A 17707-nucleotide genomic window follows, 5' to 3' on the forward strand; every position below is an offset into this window, starting at 1 on the left:
ATATCTTGAACTATAAGAACAAATCTAAGTGTAAAAAAATAGCCTGTTTTTAGCAGCGAGTCTGTATGCTTTTTAAAGACAATTCATGCATAAAACTCATAATTCTATTCGTAATTCTACGTCTAATCCTTTCAAACCCTTGCTGATAAGCTCTGCAACCAGATTTGTTCATTTCTTTTATGAACATTTAACGGTTTTAAAAGTCGGAACTTTTATGTCTTCTTTTCATCAAATTGAGCAAGATACACATGAAAATAACACACCTGCATGGGGTGCTGTATTTGTAATGTCACTCTGCTGCGCAGTATTAATTGCCTCAGAATTCATGCCCGTAAGTTTACTCACACCAATCTCTTCAGATTTAAATATGAGTGAAGGCCAAGTCGGTCAGGCGATCGCAATTTCAGGCATTTTTGCTGTGATAACCAGCTTAACTATTAGCCGTGTTTTTAAAACATGGGATCGCCGTCATATCATGCTGTTACTTACCCTACTCATGATCGTTTCTGGCATGCTGATTACATTTGCTCATTCTGCTGCGTTATTCATGGTTGGGCGCGCAATTTTAGGTGTGGTGATTGGTGGTTTTTGGGCCATGTCGACTTCGATTGTGATGAGACTTGTACCTCCTTTAGCTGTACCCAAAGCACTCGGTCTGTTAAATGGAGGAAATGCTCTAGCAACCACAATAGCCGCACCTTTAGGAAGTTTTCTAGGTTCAATCATTGGCTGGCGCGGTGCGTTCTTCTGTATCGTTCCTATCGCGATCATTGCGCTTATTTGGCAATTTAAAAGTATGCCCGTTCTTCCAGCAGTTATGTCTGTTGAAAAGTCAAAAAATCCCTTTGGACTACTCAAACGTCCGATTGTGTTTTATGGCATGACAGGGATTTTATTGTTATTTATGGGGCAATTTGCGCTATTTACCTACTTACGCCCATTTCTAGAAACCGTTAGTCATGTCGATGCGGCCATGTTATCCATTTTATTACTCATATTAGGTATCGCGGGTTTAGTTGGCACATTCGTGATTAGTTTTATTCTTCATCAACATGTCTATCGCTACCTCATCCTTATTCCTTTAATGATGGCAAGCATTGCTTATGCCTTCGTACTTGGTGGCCAGCATTTGTGGTTGGTCGCAATATTGATGGGTTTATGGGGCTTTATTGGAACTTCAGCACCAGTCGCATGGAACACATGGCTTGCACAGACGTTGCATCAAGATACTGAAGTTGGTGGCGGTTTGATGGTCGCAATTATTCAGTTTGCAATTACTTTAGGTGCAACTTTGGGAGGCTTGTTATATGACTCACAAGGCTATAGTACTACGTTTTATATGAGCGCTATTGTGTTGTTATTGGGTGCTATCATTGCTTTTATTACTTGGCGAAGTGCTACTCACGCAGTACATCAATAACCAACCTTAACGCAGGCGAAAGTTGTCTGCGATGTGGATAGTACAGGTGGTATCCGGGAAACTGGATACTGTACTCATCCAATACCTGAACAAGTTTGCCTTGATCCAGATCTTGCTGGATCAGTTCTTGCGGAATGTAAGCCAATCCAAATCCAGCTCTAACCGCCTCGACAATGTCGTAGCTTTCATTAAATATCCATTGTCCTTGGATTTTGATTTTTGTTTCTTGTCCATCCTTCAAAAATTCCCATGCATACACACTGCCTTGGGTGGTTAAACGAAAGCCAATACATTGATGATTGATCAAATCTTTGGGCGTTTTCGGAACTCCATATTTCTCAAAATATTCTGGCGTTGCAATCACCGCCATTTTTACATCTGCGCTAATACGTACCGCAATCATGCCATCTGCTACACGACTTCCAAAACGAACGCCTGCATCAAATCGCTCTGCAACGATATCCACCATACCGCTATTGGCCGCTAGCTCAACTTGCACATCAGGGTAATCACCAGCAATCTTTTCAAGTTTTGGAATCAGCACTTCCCGTATTGCATGGCTACTGGCATTAATACGAACCGTACCAGCGGGTTGATCCCGAAATGATGTTAAAAGCGATAATTCATTATCAATCTGGTCAAAGCTGGCGCTAATGGTTTGCTTTAACCTTTCACCCGCGGCTGTCGGCGAAACACTTCGTGTGGTTCGGGTCAGAAGTAGCATCCCTAAACGCTCTTCTAAACCGCGAATGGTATGGCTGAGCGCAGACTGCGAAATTCCCATTTTTCCTGCGGCCTTCGTAAAACTCCCTTCTCGAGCCACCATTAAAAAAGCATAAAGATCATTATAGTTTTCTTTGTTTATCATCTGCTTTTGTCTCTTTTCACGGTTTAGTTTAATTATAAATGATAAAACCATTCATGAATATTACTCATAAGTCCATGTTTGTTTTTTAGGCTAATTATTATAAAGAAGATTCATTAAACTCTATATCAAGCAGTGAGCATCAAGATTTAGATGAGCTCAAGCATAAAAAGTACCTGATTTTATTATTATCAAAAATTAATAAATTCAGCTCATACCTTTACGCTAGAAATTGAATAACTTCTCTGCATTTAAGTGCGTTCTCTTAAAGAAATGAGGTTCTTCGATATGGCTACTCAGAAGTTTTTTCTCGCTTTACTCAGCATCTTTTTCTCGTTTTCAGCCATATCTATTTCTTATGCCACAAGGCCTACGGGCAACGATCAACAAAGGTTATCGATGATGAAAATCCGTATTGATATTGAGGGATCAAAGCAATCGCTATTTGCAACATTACCCATGACACCGACTGTTCAAGATTTTGCCAAGCAGCTTCCGTTGACATTAAACCTTAAAGATTATGACTCTACTGAAAAAATAGCCGACCTGCCCACGAAGCTAACTACACAGAATTCACCCAATGGCTATGCAGGAAAAGCTGGTGATCTTACCTATTACGCCCCTTGGGGTAATCTGGCTTTTTTCTATAAAGACTCAACTATTGGGTACGCAAATGGTCTTATTTTGCTTGGGAAACTTGAGGCTATTCCCCAAGAGTTCAAGCAAAAACAACCCATCAAAATTTCAATTTCCCAAATGAAATAAGCATAAGCAAATTCACCCATTCAAATTATTTAAATTGAGGCATCCATGACTACATCTCCCTTGTTTAAAAAGCTTAAAACCCATACGGCGGCTGCGATTTGCGCTGCAACAATTGGTTTATTCTCCTCAACCTCAGGTATGGCAGCAGACATGTCGAATGGCGCAAATAACTTTTATCAAAGTCAGCAAGTGACTATTCAGAAAGTCACTTTTAAAAATCAATACAACATGGATATAGTCGGTAATCTGGTTATTCCCAAGAACTTAAATAAAAAACTAAAAGCCCCCGCTATTGTAATTGGTCACCCAATGGGAGCCGTGAAAGAACAAAGCTCTATGCTTTATGCACAGAAATTGGCTGAACAAGGTTTTGTAACATTGGCGATTGATCAATCATTTTGGGGTGAAAGCGCAGGCCAGCCCAGAAATGTAGTTGCACCTGACATTTACGCAGAAGCATTTAGTGCAGCTGTAGATTATTTAGGAACGCAATCTTTTATTAACCGTGAACGTATTGGGGTGCTCGGAATTTGCGGAAGTGGAAGCTTTGTCATTAGCGCAGCAAAAATTGACCCTCGTATGAAGGCAATTGCCACTGTCAGCATGTATGATATGGGAGCTGCAAACCGTAATGGCTTACGTCACTCACAAACCTTAGAGCAAAGAAAGCAAATTATTGCTGAAGCGGCTGCGCAACGTTATGTCGAGTTCACAGGCGGTGAAACAAAATATACCAGCGGGACTACGCATGAGTTAACGGCAGATACACATCCGATCCAACGTGAATTTTATGACTTTTATCGTACCCCACGCGGAGAATATACGCCGAAAAGTTCATCAAAAGACCTTACAACGCATCCAACACTGACAAGTAATGTCAAATTTTTAAACTTCTATCCATTTAACGATATCGAAACCATCTCACCACGCCCAATGCTGTTTATTACAGGTGATCAGGCTCATTCAAAAGAGTTTAGTGAAGAAGCTTATAAACTCGCAGGCCAACCTAAAGAACTTTACTATGTTAAAGGTGCGGGACATGTTGATTTATACGATCGTGTCGATCTCATTCCATTTGATAAATTAACTAGTTTCTTTAAACAAAACTTGAAATAAGAGGCATAATAGAGGCTCAACACGGGCCTCTATTTATTTAATGAAACTCTTGCACCAGACTATTAATATGCGCCACAGCCGCTGTTCGATTTTCAACGCAAAGTTTTTCAAAAACATGTTCTAAATGTTTGTTCACCGTCCGCGGGCTCAGCTCCAAAATTTCCGCAATATCTTTATTGGTTTTCCCTAACAATAACCAGTGCATGACTTCTGCTTCACGCTGAGTCAACTGTGGGCAATATTTTAAGATATCAGCCATTTCCAAAGCAGGCGTAGAAGTCTTGATCTGTATAAGATAATTTTTCGCCACACTTGTGCCAGATTGCCACGGCGTGAGTAATAAAAGTTGTAATTGCTGAGATGGCGTTGAATAAGAACAGCTGGTTAATTTTTTTGAGTCTTTTTCATGTTCCAAGTCTGAAAACCAAGCTTTTAAGCCTGCTTCAAAACCTTCTAATTCAGGTAAATATTGATTCAGTAAATCACTGGCTTTTTGAGTTTTCCAAACAATTTTACCTTGAACATCTAGTGCAAGAATGGCTGTTTCTGTTGCATCAATCACCTGTTTTTGTTGTTGTAACAGTTTGGCATGCGCCAAATGCGTTTTTACTCTTGCCAGTACTTCTTCAATATTCAGTGGCTTTGTTACGTAATCTACCCCACCGACCTGAAACCCACGCACTATATGCTCTGTTTCCGACAAACCTGTCATAAAAATGACGGGAATAAACTGAGTAATTGGGCTTGCTTTAAGCTGTATACAACTTTCAAAACCGTCCATATGTGGCATATTGCCATCGAGCAAAATCATATCCGGTAAGCATCGATGTGCGATTTCAATGGCACTTAAACCATCGGTTGTGACAAGCACGCGATAACCTGCCTGATCCAGACTTTCATGTAACAAGCCCAAATTTTCCGGTACATCATCCACAATCAGAATAACAGCCTGCTCAGTTGTTGAAGCCTGCTGAAAAGAAACATGTTGCGTACTCATTGCTTATCCTGAATTAATCGTTGGGCATGTTTTAAATCAAACTTTTGAATAGCTTGCTCAAGCTGTTCCCATAACTCGTCATGCTCCGGAAAATCTTGACGACAATGCGTTAAAACATGTTGAATGCCTCGAATATAGCCTTGTCCAATCAATTCATCTAGTTGCTGCAAGGCTTGAGTTAAATCTTGTGGGCCATTGTTTTCTGGTTGTCTTGTTGGTGTATGAACAGCGGTTTGTTCTTGCTTATACGTCTTTACATCAAGTGCTTGAACCTCATTATTTTCAATTAGTGCCTCTGATTTAGAATCAGCCCACACCAGCCCTAACTTGTCTCCAATTTTACTCAGCAACAAATTGAGATCGATTGGTTTTAGCATAAAGTCTTCACTTAAAACCGCATCTTGTGGATTGACCTCACGTTCGCCTGCATTGGCCGAAATAATTAAGATCGGCACATTGGTAATATTATTTTGACGTAATAACCGCGCAGTTTCCCAGCCACCCATCAAAGGCATATTCAAATCCATTAAAATCAGGTTAGGCTGAAAAATAGGAACACGTCTTAAACAATCAATGCCTGACTCGGTTTCTTCAATAATAAATCCTAAAGGTTTTAGAAAATTAGCGACTAAACCTCGATCCACAGCTTCATTATCGACAACCAAAATTCGTTTTCGCTCGCCTTGATAGCCCGTAATCTGATTGGAATAAACGTTAGAAATTGGATGAACCACTTCTTTTGAAGGTAAATAAAACTTAATTTTAAACTGTGAACCTTGATTGAGTTGGCTACTCACAGATAGCTGCCCACCAAGTAAATCGACCAATAATTTTACAATCGGCAGACCCAGCCCTGTTCCAGTAAAGCCACCCTGAACCACATTACTGCCTCGTTCAAACGGATTAAATATTCGCTCTAAATCTGCTTCTGCAATACCGCAGCCCGTATCTCTAATTTCAAAATAAGCCGTTTGGAAGCGGTACTCGACCTTTAAAGTTATTGTGCCACTCGTTGTAAACTTCAAAGCATTGCCCAATAAATTGATGAGCACTTGCTCTAAGCGCTTTTTGTCGGTACGAACATAGTGCGGAAGGTTATCTCCAATTTCATAAATAAACTCTAAATTCTTCTGTTCAAACTGTGGCTGAAACATTTGAATAATCTGTTCTATAAAATTGGGGAAATGAACGTCTACTACATTTAAAGAAATTTTGCCTGTCTCAATTCGTGCTAAATCCAGTAAACCGTCAATCAGTGAAGTTAAATGCTGCCCACTACGGCTAATTACCCCAAGCGCCATTTTCCCCTGTTCCGAAAGCTGCTCTTGTTTTTGAAGTAATTGGCTATAGCCCAAAATACTATTTAGGGGTGTTCGTAGTTCGTGACTAATTCCAATGACATAACGGCTTTTTGCGTCATTTGCCCGTTCTGCTGAAATTCTGGCATCTTGCAAGTCTTTTGAAGTGACTTCATGAGCAGCAATTTCGTCAATCAATAACGCTGTTTGTTGATGTGTTTCAATTTCAGCATTACGGCGGCTTTCATCGTTTAGCACTAACCACCATGCCGCAACGCTCATTAATAAAAATAAGATGGTGTAAATTTTCACAAACAGCGTAAATAGCTGAGGAACTCCTTCAGCATTAATCGTTTCCAGATATGCTTTTTCTTGGATATAAACCAGACTTAAACTCACCGCCAAAACAATAGAAAGTCCTAAAGTCATTAATAAATATAAACTGACCCGACTATTTAAACGGCTGGCCCAACGCTCTGGTAAATAGTGCCAGATGGCTTTTTTCAGTTGCACCGACCAACGTCCATCGGGTTTACACAAATCGTGACAGCGTGCTTCAAGTGAACAGCATAATGAGCAAATCGTACCGTTATAGGCTGGACAGCCTGCCATATCAGCGAGTTCATAATCCCGTTCACAAACCACACAATTCGCAACTGACGTCGCCTGAATTTTTTCAGGCTGGCGTGCAATGTAATATTTGCCTTTGGTTAAGTAAGCAATGATAGGAACACATAACATCGCACTTCCCAGCGCAATAAAACTCGCCAAGCCTTTCGCCATTAATCCGAAAAAGCCCAAATAGCTAAGCATCGATAACACTGAAGCAATCAGTAAGGCACCCACCCCTACGGGGTTAATGTCATATAAATAAGCACGGCGAAATTCAATTCCCTTAGGGCTTAGACCTAAAGGTTTACAAATAATTAAATCGGCAACAACAGCACCAATCCATGCCAAAGCGATATTGCTATATAGTCCTAAAATGCGCTCGACCGCATGGCTAATGCCCATTTCCATCAAAACAATGGCAATAAAAACGTTAAAAAGAAGCCAGACAATTCGCCCAGGATGGCTATGAGTTAAACGGGCAAAAAAGTTTGACCATGCCAATGAACCAGCATAGGCATTGGTCATATTAATTTTAATTTGTGCCAAGCAAACAAGTGCCAGAGTGAAGATTAAAGCAAGCTGCGGATTTGGAATAAATTGTTGATAGGCAACCCAATACAGATACGTCGGATTGTCTAGTTCAGAGACTGGAATCAAAAGCTGAAAAGCCAAAACCATCAGCAACATGCCCATCAAAACTTTGAGAAAACCAAAAATAATCCAAGATGGACCACCTAAAAAAACAGCAAAACGCCATGCAGTTCTATTTTTTTCCTGTTGTGGTAAAAAGCGTAAATAGTCAGCTTGCTCACCAATTTGGATCACAAATGAAAAAATAAGGGTGCACGCCGCACCAAAGTAATACAGATTAAAATCGGTCGAGTTTGAAACCGCACCAACAAAATGCAGACTACTACTTAAAATTTGTGGTTGTTTCCAAAGTACAAAAAACCACGGTAACAACAGCAACAAGAGCCAGATTGGCTGAGTGATTGCCTGAACTTTATTAATAAAACCAATACCTTTGACCACTAACGGTAAAATCACCAATGCAGAAATTAAGTAACCAACAACTTGTGGAATGCCAAGAGCAAGCTCAAGTGCCATCGCCATAATTGCGGCTTCAAACGCAAGTAAAATAAAGGTAAAGCTGGCATAAATCAGAGAGGTAATGGTCGAGCCAATATAGCCAAAACCTGCACCACGGGTGAGCAGATCAACATCTACATTATATTTTGCAGCGTAGTAACTAATTGGCCAACTGGTTAAAAATATGATGGTACATACGACTATTGCCGCCCACAGCGCGTTGCTAAAGCCATACTGCCAAAGCATGGTCGCCCCAATGGCTTCCATAGCCAAGAAGCTAACTGTCGAAATTGCGGTATTGGTAACGGTCCAAGGCGACCATTTACGTACTGATATGGGCGCATAACGGAGCGCATAATCTTCGATACTTTCATCTGCCACCCAAATATTATATTCACGGCGCGTTTTGATCACACGTTGTGGCGCTTGTTGGGGGCGTGAAGAATCTGGCATAACACTCATGTTTGGCATGTGGCTGCATTAAACCCAGCAATCCTTATGCCAAAAGTCATTTATCATGGCGATTTTCTCGAATACGCACATATACGCAAAATAACGTATTTCCAATTTTCATCAAAAATCACACACTCAAATTCATCAAAAAACAATGATCAATATTTGTGTTGATTGACCGAAAATGATTGGGAGATTGATGTTATGAGTGTATCTGAACATCCAAATCTGGACACTGTGCAAGGTACAGATTCACAAAAAGCAGTGAATGAAACCTTAGAAGATTATACTTTACGTTATGCTCCACATAGCTTTCGGCGCTGGAGTCCCAAAGTTGTCGCTATTACTGCACTTGGTGGTATTGCCTATCTTGCTGACTTTTCTATTGGCGCCAGTATTGGTATGTCTTATGGAACAACCAATGCGGTTTTCTCCATTTTATTTGCAGCAATTATTATCTTCTTAACTGGTATTCCTCTTGCCTACTACGCGGCACGTTATAACATCGACCTCGACTTGATTACCCGTGGCGCAGGTTTCGGTTACATCGGATCAGTCCTCACCAGTATCATTTTCGCCAGTTTCACGTTTATTTTCTTTGCCCTTGAAGGTTCAATCATGGCGCAAGGCTTATTACTCGGTTTAGGTATTCCGCTTTGGGCAGGCTACCTCATCTCGACCGTTATGGTGATTCCGCTGGTGATTTACGGCATGAAAGCCTTGAGTAAATTACAAGTATGGACAACTCCGCTTTGGCTCATTCTCATGATTGGTCCTGTGGCCTATTTGATTTACCAAGAACCCACCTTAGTCAGCCAGTTTGCTACTTTTACAGGTAAAGAAGGTTTTGCGACTGTAGATATGGCAGCCATCATGTTAGGTGCTGGTATATGCCTATCTTTGATTATGCAAATTGGTGAGCAAATTGACTATTTACGCTTCATGCCAGCTAAAACAAAAGAAAATAGCAAAGCATGGTGGGCAGCCGTAATTTCAGCAGGTCCGGGCTGGGTTATTTTAGGGGCAATCAAACAAATTATTGGGGCATTTTTAGGTTTCTACTTATTAACAAAATTACCGGGTGTAAACAGTACTGAACCTGTTCAACAATTTAATGCAGCGTTTCATGACATGCTTCCGGGCTGGGCGGCCCTAACACTTGCAGTTATTTTGGTGGTCATCTCTCAAATTAAAATTAACGTGACCAATGCTTACTCTGGTTCTCTTGCTTGGACAAGTGCCTACACTCGTATTAGCAAGCATTATCCGGGTCGTATTGTCTTTGTAATGGTGAACTTGGCAATTGCCCTTGCGTTAATGGAAGGCAACATGTTTGCAGTACTGGGTAAAATCTTAGGGTTCTATTCAAACTTTGCGATTGCGTGGGTTGTGGTTGTTGCAACAGATATTTCAATCAACAAATATGTTTTAAAGCTTTCACCAAAAGAACCAGAATATCGTCGTGACATGCTATACAACGTAAATCCTGTGGGTATGGTTGCGTTCCTTGTATCAGCAGGACTATCGATTGCAGCTTTCTTCGGATTACTTGGTAGTTTCTTGGCTCCTTACTCACCGCTTATTGCGCTTGTACTTGCCTTTGTATTAACACCAATCATGGGCTTATTAACCAAAGGAAAATACTACATCAAGTCACATGATGACGGTATTAAAGAACCACGTTTTGATGCTGAAGGTACACCAGTTGCAACTGTTTACCACTGCCGTGTATGTGAAGAAGGTTACGAGCGTCCAGATATTATGTTCTCTCATAAACATAACGGCACCATCTGCTCTTTGTGTAAAACACTAGATACCTAAATATCCTTAAGACTAAAAAAAGAAGCTTTAAAGCTTCTTTTTTTACATCTGATTATTCTTAGCCAATCGGAAATAAACGTTCAGGTACGACATCTTTCATCACAATGGTTGAGATGAGTCGTTGCACACTCGGAATAGCCGATAACTTTTCATCATATAGCCGTTGAAAAGCGGGTAAATCTTTTGCGACCACATGCAGCAAATAATCTGGCTCACCAAATAAGCGCTGGGCCTGAATGATTTGCGGAATATCAATCACCGCATTTTCAAACTTCTCGACTGCCTGCTTATCACCTTCTTTAAGCGTAATAAAAACAATCGCTGAAAACTCAAAACCTACTAAATTCGGGTCGAGTTCTGCCCGATAGCCCTTGATGGCTCCTGACTCCTCTAAAGCCTTCACTCGTCGATGACATGGTGAAATGCTTAAGCCTACTTTTTCTGCCAATTCAGTAATAGATAATCGGCCATTTAACTGCAATTCAGCAAGAATCTTTTTATCTGTGCGATCCATTTAGAAAAATTTACCCCAAATGAGTGTGATATGAGCAAACATTTAAAAGCACATTCTAAATACATGAGCATATTATTTTCAACAAGTTCGAATGAATAGGAATTTTTTCTAAACCACGAACGAAACCTTTGAAAAATAGTTTGCCGAGATAAGCATATGGCTTTTAACATTTTTATTGCATTTTGGAGTGTCTCCATTCTTTTTATTATTACTCCAGGGGCAGACTGGGCCTATGCCATTTCGGCAGGAATTAAAGGTAAAGTGGTCGTACCTGCCGTTGCAGGTATGCTATTTGGCCACTTTATTACGATTTTATTGGTAGCGGCTGGTGTTGGTCTGCTTGTAGCAAATAATCCAACTGCACTCATGATCCTAACAATTGCAGGTTCTGCTTATTTGTTATGGATGGGAATAAACTTATTACTTACCCCTCCTACTCCAAATCAGTCTGAGTCTGAAAAAGCGCAATCATGGTTGAGCTGGGCAACAAAAGGCGTTTATGTGAGTGGCTTAAACCCGAAAGTTTTTCTACTCTTTTTAGCCTTGCTTCCTCAATTTATTGACACCACTGCGTCATGGTCGGTGACTACACAAATTGTTGCCTTTGGTGTTGTACACATGATTAGCTGCGCGATTATTTACTTAATGGTAGGTTATGGTTCACAAGCTATTCTAAAAAGCAGACCACAGGCTGCACGCTTAGTAGGACGGTTTTCAGGTGGTCTTATGGTAATCATCGCCACATGTTTATTGATTGGGCAAATTTAAAAATATTACTTAGCTTAGAGTTACTGGTCCCTATTTCGGATCAGTAACTAAAACCATAAAATATGAAAGCAACGTCTTATCTCATTCGTTTGAGGTTATAAGTCACGACTCCCCAAATAACCAGTTCTTGCCCTTCTTCAATATAAATATTTTGATAATCGGAGTTTTCTGCTTTTAGCCAAATTTTAGGTGGGTGGTAATTATTATCGATCATTAAGCGTTTAACGGTAAAATCATTGTCAATAAGCGCAATTACGATATCCCCAGATTTAGCAGGGAGACTACGGTCCACAATAAGCGGATCATCAATATCAATTCCAGCGTCTAGCATTGACAAAGAATTTGCTTTGACAATAAATGTGGCATTTTCATTTCTAATTAAATATTCATTTAAATCGAGTGCTTGCTCAATATCATCTTGCGCTGGCGAAGGAAAACCCGCGGCAACACGTTCAGTAGCTAAAGGAATATGGTAAATTTTATCGTTGTTTGCATGGACCTGTTGAACCTTCAATTTTGAGCTAAAATCTGTCCGGTTGTCGGTTTTGACATTATTCAGTAACCAATTTTTGATAAAGTTAACTTGAGACTCGGGAACACGAATCACTTTTGTGGGTTCATTGAACTGTGCTTTACGACCTGCATTTTCTCGGACGCCGCCATGCTCAAATTCTTTTTTCTTTGACATATCGCCCCCATTTCACCGTTCAAATCCTATGCAGACAATGTAGCTTGAAAAAGTTACATTTTCAAGTTGACGAAACTTTTTTTTTGCATAACAATAAATCCCATGATCAGATTTTAATCCATTTTGCTTTTAACAGGGATGTTTAAACTAAAATGGCAATTTGAAGAAAATCACAACCTGTTGCGAAATAGTCTTTATCACTGACTGTTTTCTGATTTTTATCAAATGAGATTCTGAGCACTTAACATTCTGGTTAATTCAGTTTTTGGTATGGAGACATGCGAAATGAAAAATCAACGTGATGCAGTTTTAGGTTATGCAAATGAGCAACATGCCTACTATATTCGCCTGATTGAAAATGATGCGGTATTAGGCGAAAGCTATGGAATTTTCTGTGAAAATCCGGAAAGTGAAGCAGCTGAAAGTATTATGACGACGTTATTTTTAAAAAAATCTTTTTGGTTAAACGGTTCTGAGTACATTGATATTGTAAAAGGACTACAACTGCTCCCACAGTAAAGTAAATATAAATTAAAAAACAAAGGAGGCAAAAGCCTCCTTTGTTTTTAAAGCGCGATGCTTAAGAGGTAAACCGTCCAGAGGCATCGCGCTTTTGATTACGAGAGTTTTGACCACGGACATTATAATCATCGTCACGACTGCGGCCACGATATAAAAAAGCCCTGAAAGCTTTAACCTTCAAGGCTTTTACTTTAAGCAGGAACGTGCTGAGCTATTTGCTCTCGTGACCAAACTCGATGAGCTTTAAGCAAGTTTTTAAGTTTCTCTGATACATGTTTGAAGTCATCTTCTATTAGTGTTCCTTCATCTGCAACCAAATTAAGTGGGTCAAGTAGTTCAGATTTATCACCTAAAAAAACAATTGGTTTTAAATGTTTATAGGCTTCTAATATGTAATGACGAGTTACACCATCTTGTATCACGGCATTTAAATTATCGCCATCTGGAATAATCACCGCATCATAAGCAATGGATGGTTCTGCCATTTGCATGCCATCAGCTGCAATAACTTTGTCTTGATGATCTTTAACTGGTGCTAGATTCGGTGCCAATAAATGAACAATAGCCCCTTCCTTAATTGCCCAGTTTTTAATGGTTTCTAATACATCAGACTTCACCAGATTATGGATGAGTACGGCTATTTTTCGGCCTTTAATATCGGCTGGCGGGAAAGCGAGCATGGATAACTTAGCCGATTTTTCAACGGTTTGAGGTTTAAAATCGAGGCTAAGATCAGGTACTTCTATACCTAGATTTGCTCCCACTTGACGTGCTAAATCGAGGTCGATATTCGCCAAAATTTGTTGAACCTGACGTTCTCGAATATGTTTTCTTTTTACCTTACTGAGCTCAAAGGTATACGCATCTACCACATGTTTTTGCTCATGAGGTGCAAGGCTCTTGTAATAAAGACGAGGCTGAGAAAAATGATCTGAAAAAGATTCACTTCTTTCACGAATCTTTTGACCACTCACTCTCTCATAGTAACTTTCAAATCCACCATTTTCTGCCGCTGGAGGTGTCTCAACCGGCCAGTTCCCATCAATTGAATTTGGTTGATAAGAAGCTTGCCCTTTATGAATGGTATGTTGATGGATACCATCGCGTTGATTGTTATGGAATGGGCATACAGGTTTATTAATCGGTATTTGATGGAAATTCGGTCCGCCTAAACGACTTAACTGTGTATCGGTATATGAAAATAGTCGTGCCTGTAATAATGGATCATTTGTAAAATCAATACCCGGTACAATATGCCCCGGACAGAAAGCAACCTGCTCTGTTTCAGCAAAGAAATTATCAACATTTCGATTTAAAACAAAACGGCCAATAGGTGTGACAGGAACTAATTCTTCAGGAATAATTTTTGTTGGGTCAAGTAAGTCGAAATCGAACTTCATTTCATCTTCTTCTGCGACAATTTGCACCCCTAATTCCCATTCAGGATACACGCCTTGTTCAATAGCCTCATAAAGATCTCGACGATGGAAATCAGGATCTTTACCTGCAAGTTTTTGTGCCTCATCCCAAACCAGAGCGCTTAAGCCTTGTTTCGGGGTCCAGTGAAACTTAACAAAATGAGCTTTACCTTCAGCATTAATTAAACGGAAGGTGTGCACACCAAAGCCTTGAATTGAACGTAAATTACGAGGAATAGCACGATCAGACATCGCCCATATCACGGCATGCGCTGACTCTGGTACTAAAGACACAAAGTCCCAAAATGTATCATGGGCGCTCCCTCCAGTAGGCATTTCAGTATCTGGTTCAGGTTTTACCGCATGTACAAAATCAGGGAACTTAATACCATCTTGTACAAAGAAAACCGGAGCATTATTGCCGACCAAATCGAAGTTGCCTTCCTGTGTATAAAATTTAATAGCAAATCCACGAATATCACGAACGGTGTCAGCTGAACCACGCGGCCCTTGTACAGTCGAGAAACGTACAAAAATTGGAGTTTGAATAGATGAATCCGTCAAAAAACCAGCTTTTGTTAAGCGTTCATTGCCTTCATATGCCTGAAAATAACCATGAGCTCCTACGCCACGAGCATGCACAATACGCTCTGGAATTCGTTCATGGTCAAAATGGGTAATCTTTTCTCTTAAGATAAAATCTTCTAATAGTGTTGATCCACGGGTTCCTGCTTTTAGACTATTTTGGTTATCAGCAATTTTAACCCCCTGATTTGTGGTTAAAGCTTGATTTGTAGCATCATCTCTGACTGTGTCTAACTGTTCAGTTTTTTGAGTGGTATTGGCTTTGTTTGCCTCATCAGCGCCAGCCATTTCACTTGTTTTATTTGTTAATTTACCGTTATCAGTCATGTTCATTACCTATGTTTTAAAGTTAAACGTGGGGTGAAGTAAAAAAACTTAAAGAACTAGTTTTTATTAAAAGAACTTAAATATGGGAAAAGCAGCTCAACATATTTGCGTGTGCTCCAAAGCCCAATACTTTTGTGATGTGAATCTGGCCCCAAAAACGGAGTCAGTTTGCATATTTTTATGGCAAGATCATGTGACTTCTGCACACGCTCTTGCAATGCATCAAGCTCGCCATCAGAGATATAGCTAAATAAATAATCTTGAATACGCTGGCTAGTATTTAATGCTCTGCTATATGCCAAGAAATTAGAAGAATGATCATTGCCAGCAATCCAGTCATGAATGATCTGACGCTCTACAGGGTTAAATACCCCATACATTTTTCCATTCTCATCATTAATTAATCTCCAGAAAATACTCTGTTCAGGGTCAGCATTAAATTTGATCCACTTATTTTCAATTAAATGACATATCAGTCCCTCAACATCGTCTGGGTTAGACAGCCATTGATTAATTGTTTTACACCCAAAATCTCTGGTTTCGTTATGAATTAATTGCCCTACGAGCGCCTTTCTCTTTAAAATTTTAAGAACAAAATCTTCAAGATTTAAATTTTTTATAATGTTGAAAGAGCCTATACCATGATTGTTTAACGCAAAACCACGTTTTAATTTACTCAGAAAAAGTTCTTTATCTCTATATTTATCATAAATATTTTCTATAACTTTAATTGCTTTATTTGCATGTCCATTATCAATATTATCAATGGTAATGTGCAGATTGAAGTACTTAGAATCGATGCCAAGCTCTGCAAGCTCATAATTGCTAATAAGTAGATGAAGCGGTAGCTGTTCATAGCCCAGATTAAAGCCCACAATCTCTGGAATAAACTCAGGCGGAGCATAACCAAGCGCCAATTGAATCACAGCATTATGATAATATTCATCGTCTAAAAGCAGCTCCAAGCTATCGAGTCCCAAACTACGTAGCAAGTCATCATAAATACATACATGATTTGCCTTAGGCTCACCTAACCCAAGCTCTTCCAAATAGGTAATAATAAGATCATGGAAAACTGGGTCATTCCAATAATGAACACAACTATATAGCCATGCACCATCTACTTTTTTGGTTGGAGAGACTTTAATTAAAAATTCAAATGCCTGACCAACATTCTTGAAGTACTCTCTCTCACCACCCACTTGCCGACGATTTAAATAAGCCTGAAATACCTCACAATTTTCTTTATTATTTTTCTGACACCATTCTTTAATCGTATTTATATTTGAAGGAAAATCAATTTCTGTCTGATCTACCTTTTCGATTTCATAAGCAAGAAAATCTCTTGCTTTTTTTTCTTTCTCAAAACTAGAAATATCAGGATCAAGGAAAAAAACAAATAATTCGTAATAGTTCTGTTGATTATCTTGTAATAGGTCTAATAATCTTTCTTTCACTACAACAGGCATTTCTATTCTCCTTTTGTGAGATATAAAATACCATACTTTACTCATCCTATAATCCCAGCTTCTCTTTGTTATATTGCGTTATTAAAAACAATTGTTTTTTTATAAACTTTATAAATTCAAGCACATAACCTATAACACAAAATTACATTCTCATCTTTAGAATAACTTAACTGTCTGTTTTTATAAAAAAATATATAAATTTTAAATTTTGATTACATTTGAGTTACCTTTAAAATTATAAAGATTAAAAAGTTAACAAAAAATAATTTAAAATAATTCTATAAATAACTTAAAAACATAGCTAAGGATAGAAAAATGTTTAAGTCATGTTGCAAATTATTAGCAGAAGAAAAAATTAAAATTGCATTTTTTGAAAGTGCCTCTGCGGGCTATTTAGCTTATCGCTTTTCTTTAAGCCCCTATTCCGGCGATATTTTTATTGGAAGCTTAGTCAGTTATGACTTACGTGTTAAAGAAAATACACTTCATATTTCTTCTGAACTTATTGAAAAACATACACCTGAGTCCATGCCGATCACCATAGAGATGATCAAAAAAGGCAAAGAACTTATAAAGGCTGATCTTTATGTTGCTTGCACAGGATTATTAAAAAAAGGTGGATCAGAAACAAAAGAAAAACCTGTAGGTACCTTCTTTTATTCTATTTATTATAAAAATAATTTTTATAATTTCCGTCGTATATTTAAGGGTTTTCCTTACTTTAAACTTAGACAACTTGTTTATTACATTACCCAAGATATAGAATTCATAATATTAGATAATAAAAAATAGAATCTCACCAATAAAAAATAACAAATACATATTTAGAAATGATCATAGTGTTTCTTTAACACCAATGTACTTAAATGTAATTTTATCCATCTTCATATTAATTATGTTTATTGACAAAAACTTCATTATATAAAAATCAAGGTTTTAATTAATTTCTAAAGTTACAGTTAAATATAGGGTAACACCCT

The 17707-nt window shown here is 38.8% G+C and carries 14 protein-coding genes; 7 read left to right on the top strand and 7 right to left on the bottom strand.

Annotated features, from left to right (window positions below):
• Nucleotides 1–214: 214 nt before the first annotated feature.
• Nucleotides 215–1420 carry an MFS transporter gene (locus ACB088_RS08915; protein ID WP_375038690.1) on the top strand — a complete coding sequence of 402 codons (1206 nt, stop codon included), beginning with the start codon at nucleotides 215–217 and terminating at the stop codon, nucleotides 1418–1420.
• Here ACB088_RS08915 and ACB088_RS08920 read toward each other — a convergent pair.
• On the bottom strand, nucleotides 1398–2288 hold the full coding sequence (locus tag ACB088_RS08920) for a LysR family transcriptional regulator (RefSeq protein ID WP_375038691.1): 891 nt from the start codon (nucleotides 2286–2288) through the stop codon (nucleotides 1398–1400). The genes ACB088_RS08915 and ACB088_RS08920 overlap by 23 nt on opposite strands.
• A 285-nt stretch (nucleotides 2289–2573) precedes the next feature.
• On the opposite strand from ACB088_RS08920, the gene ACB088_RS08925 reads away from it, so the two are divergent.
• Complete coding sequence (locus ACB088_RS08925) at nucleotides 2574–3050, top strand: cyclophilin-like fold protein (RefSeq protein ID WP_375038692.1); 477 nt, start codon at nucleotides 2574–2576, stop codon at nucleotides 3048–3050.
• A gap of 45 nt (nucleotides 3051–3095) precedes the next feature.
• A complete protein-coding gene (locus ACB088_RS08930; protein ID WP_375038693.1) occupies nucleotides 3096–4166 on the top strand; it encodes an alpha/beta hydrolase in 1071 nt (356 codons plus the stop codon).
• 37 nt (nucleotides 4167–4203) lie between these two features.
• Here the strand turns inward: ACB088_RS08930 and ACB088_RS08935 are convergent, their stop codons facing one another.
• On the bottom strand, nucleotides 4204–5163 hold the full coding sequence (locus ACB088_RS08935; RefSeq protein ID WP_375038694.1) for a response regulator: 960 nt from the start codon (nucleotides 5161–5163) through the stop codon (nucleotides 4204–4206).
• Nucleotides 5160–8624, bottom strand: a complete 3465-nt coding sequence (locus ACB088_RS08940) for an ATP-binding protein (protein WP_375038795.1) — start codon at nucleotides 8622–8624, stop codon at nucleotides 5160–5162. The genes ACB088_RS08935 and ACB088_RS08940 overlap by 4 nt, the downstream gene beginning before the upstream one ends.
• A 195-nt stretch (nucleotides 8625–8819) precedes the next feature.
• Between ACB088_RS08940 and ACB088_RS08945 the strand changes: the two genes are divergently transcribed.
• Entirely contained in the window at nucleotides 8820–10436 is a 1617-nt protein-coding gene (locus ACB088_RS08945; RefSeq protein ID WP_004642440.1) for a cytosine permease, read from the top strand.
• Nucleotides 10437–10494: 58 nt separating this feature from the next.
• Here the strand turns inward: ACB088_RS08945 and ACB088_RS08950 are convergent, their stop codons facing one another.
• On the bottom strand, nucleotides 10495–10950 hold the full coding sequence (locus tag ACB088_RS08950; protein ID WP_000376211.1) for an Lrp/AsnC family transcriptional regulator: 456 nt from the start codon (nucleotides 10948–10950) through the stop codon (nucleotides 10495–10497).
• A gap of 156 nt (nucleotides 10951–11106) precedes the next feature.
• Here ACB088_RS08950 and ACB088_RS08955 point away from each other — a divergent pair, with 156 nt between their 5' ends.
• Entirely contained in the window at nucleotides 11107–11718 is a 612-nt protein-coding gene (locus tag ACB088_RS08955; RefSeq protein ID WP_133746277.1) for a LysE family translocator, read from the top strand.
• 76 nt (nucleotides 11719–11794) lie between these two features.
• On the opposite strand, the gene ACB088_RS08960 is transcribed toward ACB088_RS08955, so the two are convergent.
• Complete coding sequence (locus ACB088_RS08960; protein WP_133746278.1) at nucleotides 11795–12406, bottom strand: LexA family transcriptional regulator; 612 nt, start codon at nucleotides 12404–12406, stop codon at nucleotides 11795–11797.
• 285 nt (nucleotides 12407–12691) lie between these two features.
• On the opposite strand from ACB088_RS08960, the gene ACB088_RS08965 reads away from it, so the two are divergent.
• Nucleotides 12692–12925 carry a hypothetical protein gene (locus tag ACB088_RS08965; protein WP_092705480.1) on the top strand — a complete coding sequence of 78 codons (234 nt, stop codon included), beginning with the start codon at nucleotides 12692–12694 and terminating at the stop codon, nucleotides 12923–12925.
• Between the two features lie 194 nt (nucleotides 12926–13119).
• Here ACB088_RS08965 and katE read toward each other — a convergent pair whose 3' ends face one another.
• Together katE and ACB088_RS08975 are read right to left on the bottom strand one after the other, a co-directional pair.
• On the bottom strand, nucleotides 13120–15264 hold the full coding sequence (gene katE / locus ACB088_RS08970) for a catalase HPII (protein ID WP_375038695.1): 2145 nt from the start codon (nucleotides 15262–15264) through the stop codon (nucleotides 13120–13122).
• A 50-nt stretch (nucleotides 15265–15314) separates the two neighbouring features.
• Complete coding sequence (locus tag ACB088_RS08975; RefSeq protein ID WP_375038696.1) at nucleotides 15315–16727, bottom strand: iron-containing redox enzyme family protein; 1413 nt, start codon at nucleotides 16725–16727, stop codon at nucleotides 15315–15317.
• Between the two features lie 315 nt (nucleotides 16728–17042).
• Here ACB088_RS08975 and ACB088_RS08980 point away from each other — a divergent pair, with 315 nt between their 5' ends.
• Entirely contained in the window at nucleotides 17043–17519 is a 477-nt protein-coding gene (locus ACB088_RS08980; RefSeq protein WP_375038697.1) for a CinA family protein, read from the top strand.
• Nucleotides 17520–17707 lie beyond the last annotated feature (188 nt).

The sequence above is a fragment of the Acinetobacter sp. RW6 genome (assembly GCF_041956835.1).
Lineage (GTDB): Bacteria > Pseudomonadota > Gammaproteobacteria > Pseudomonadales > Moraxellaceae > Acinetobacter > Acinetobacter calcoaceticus.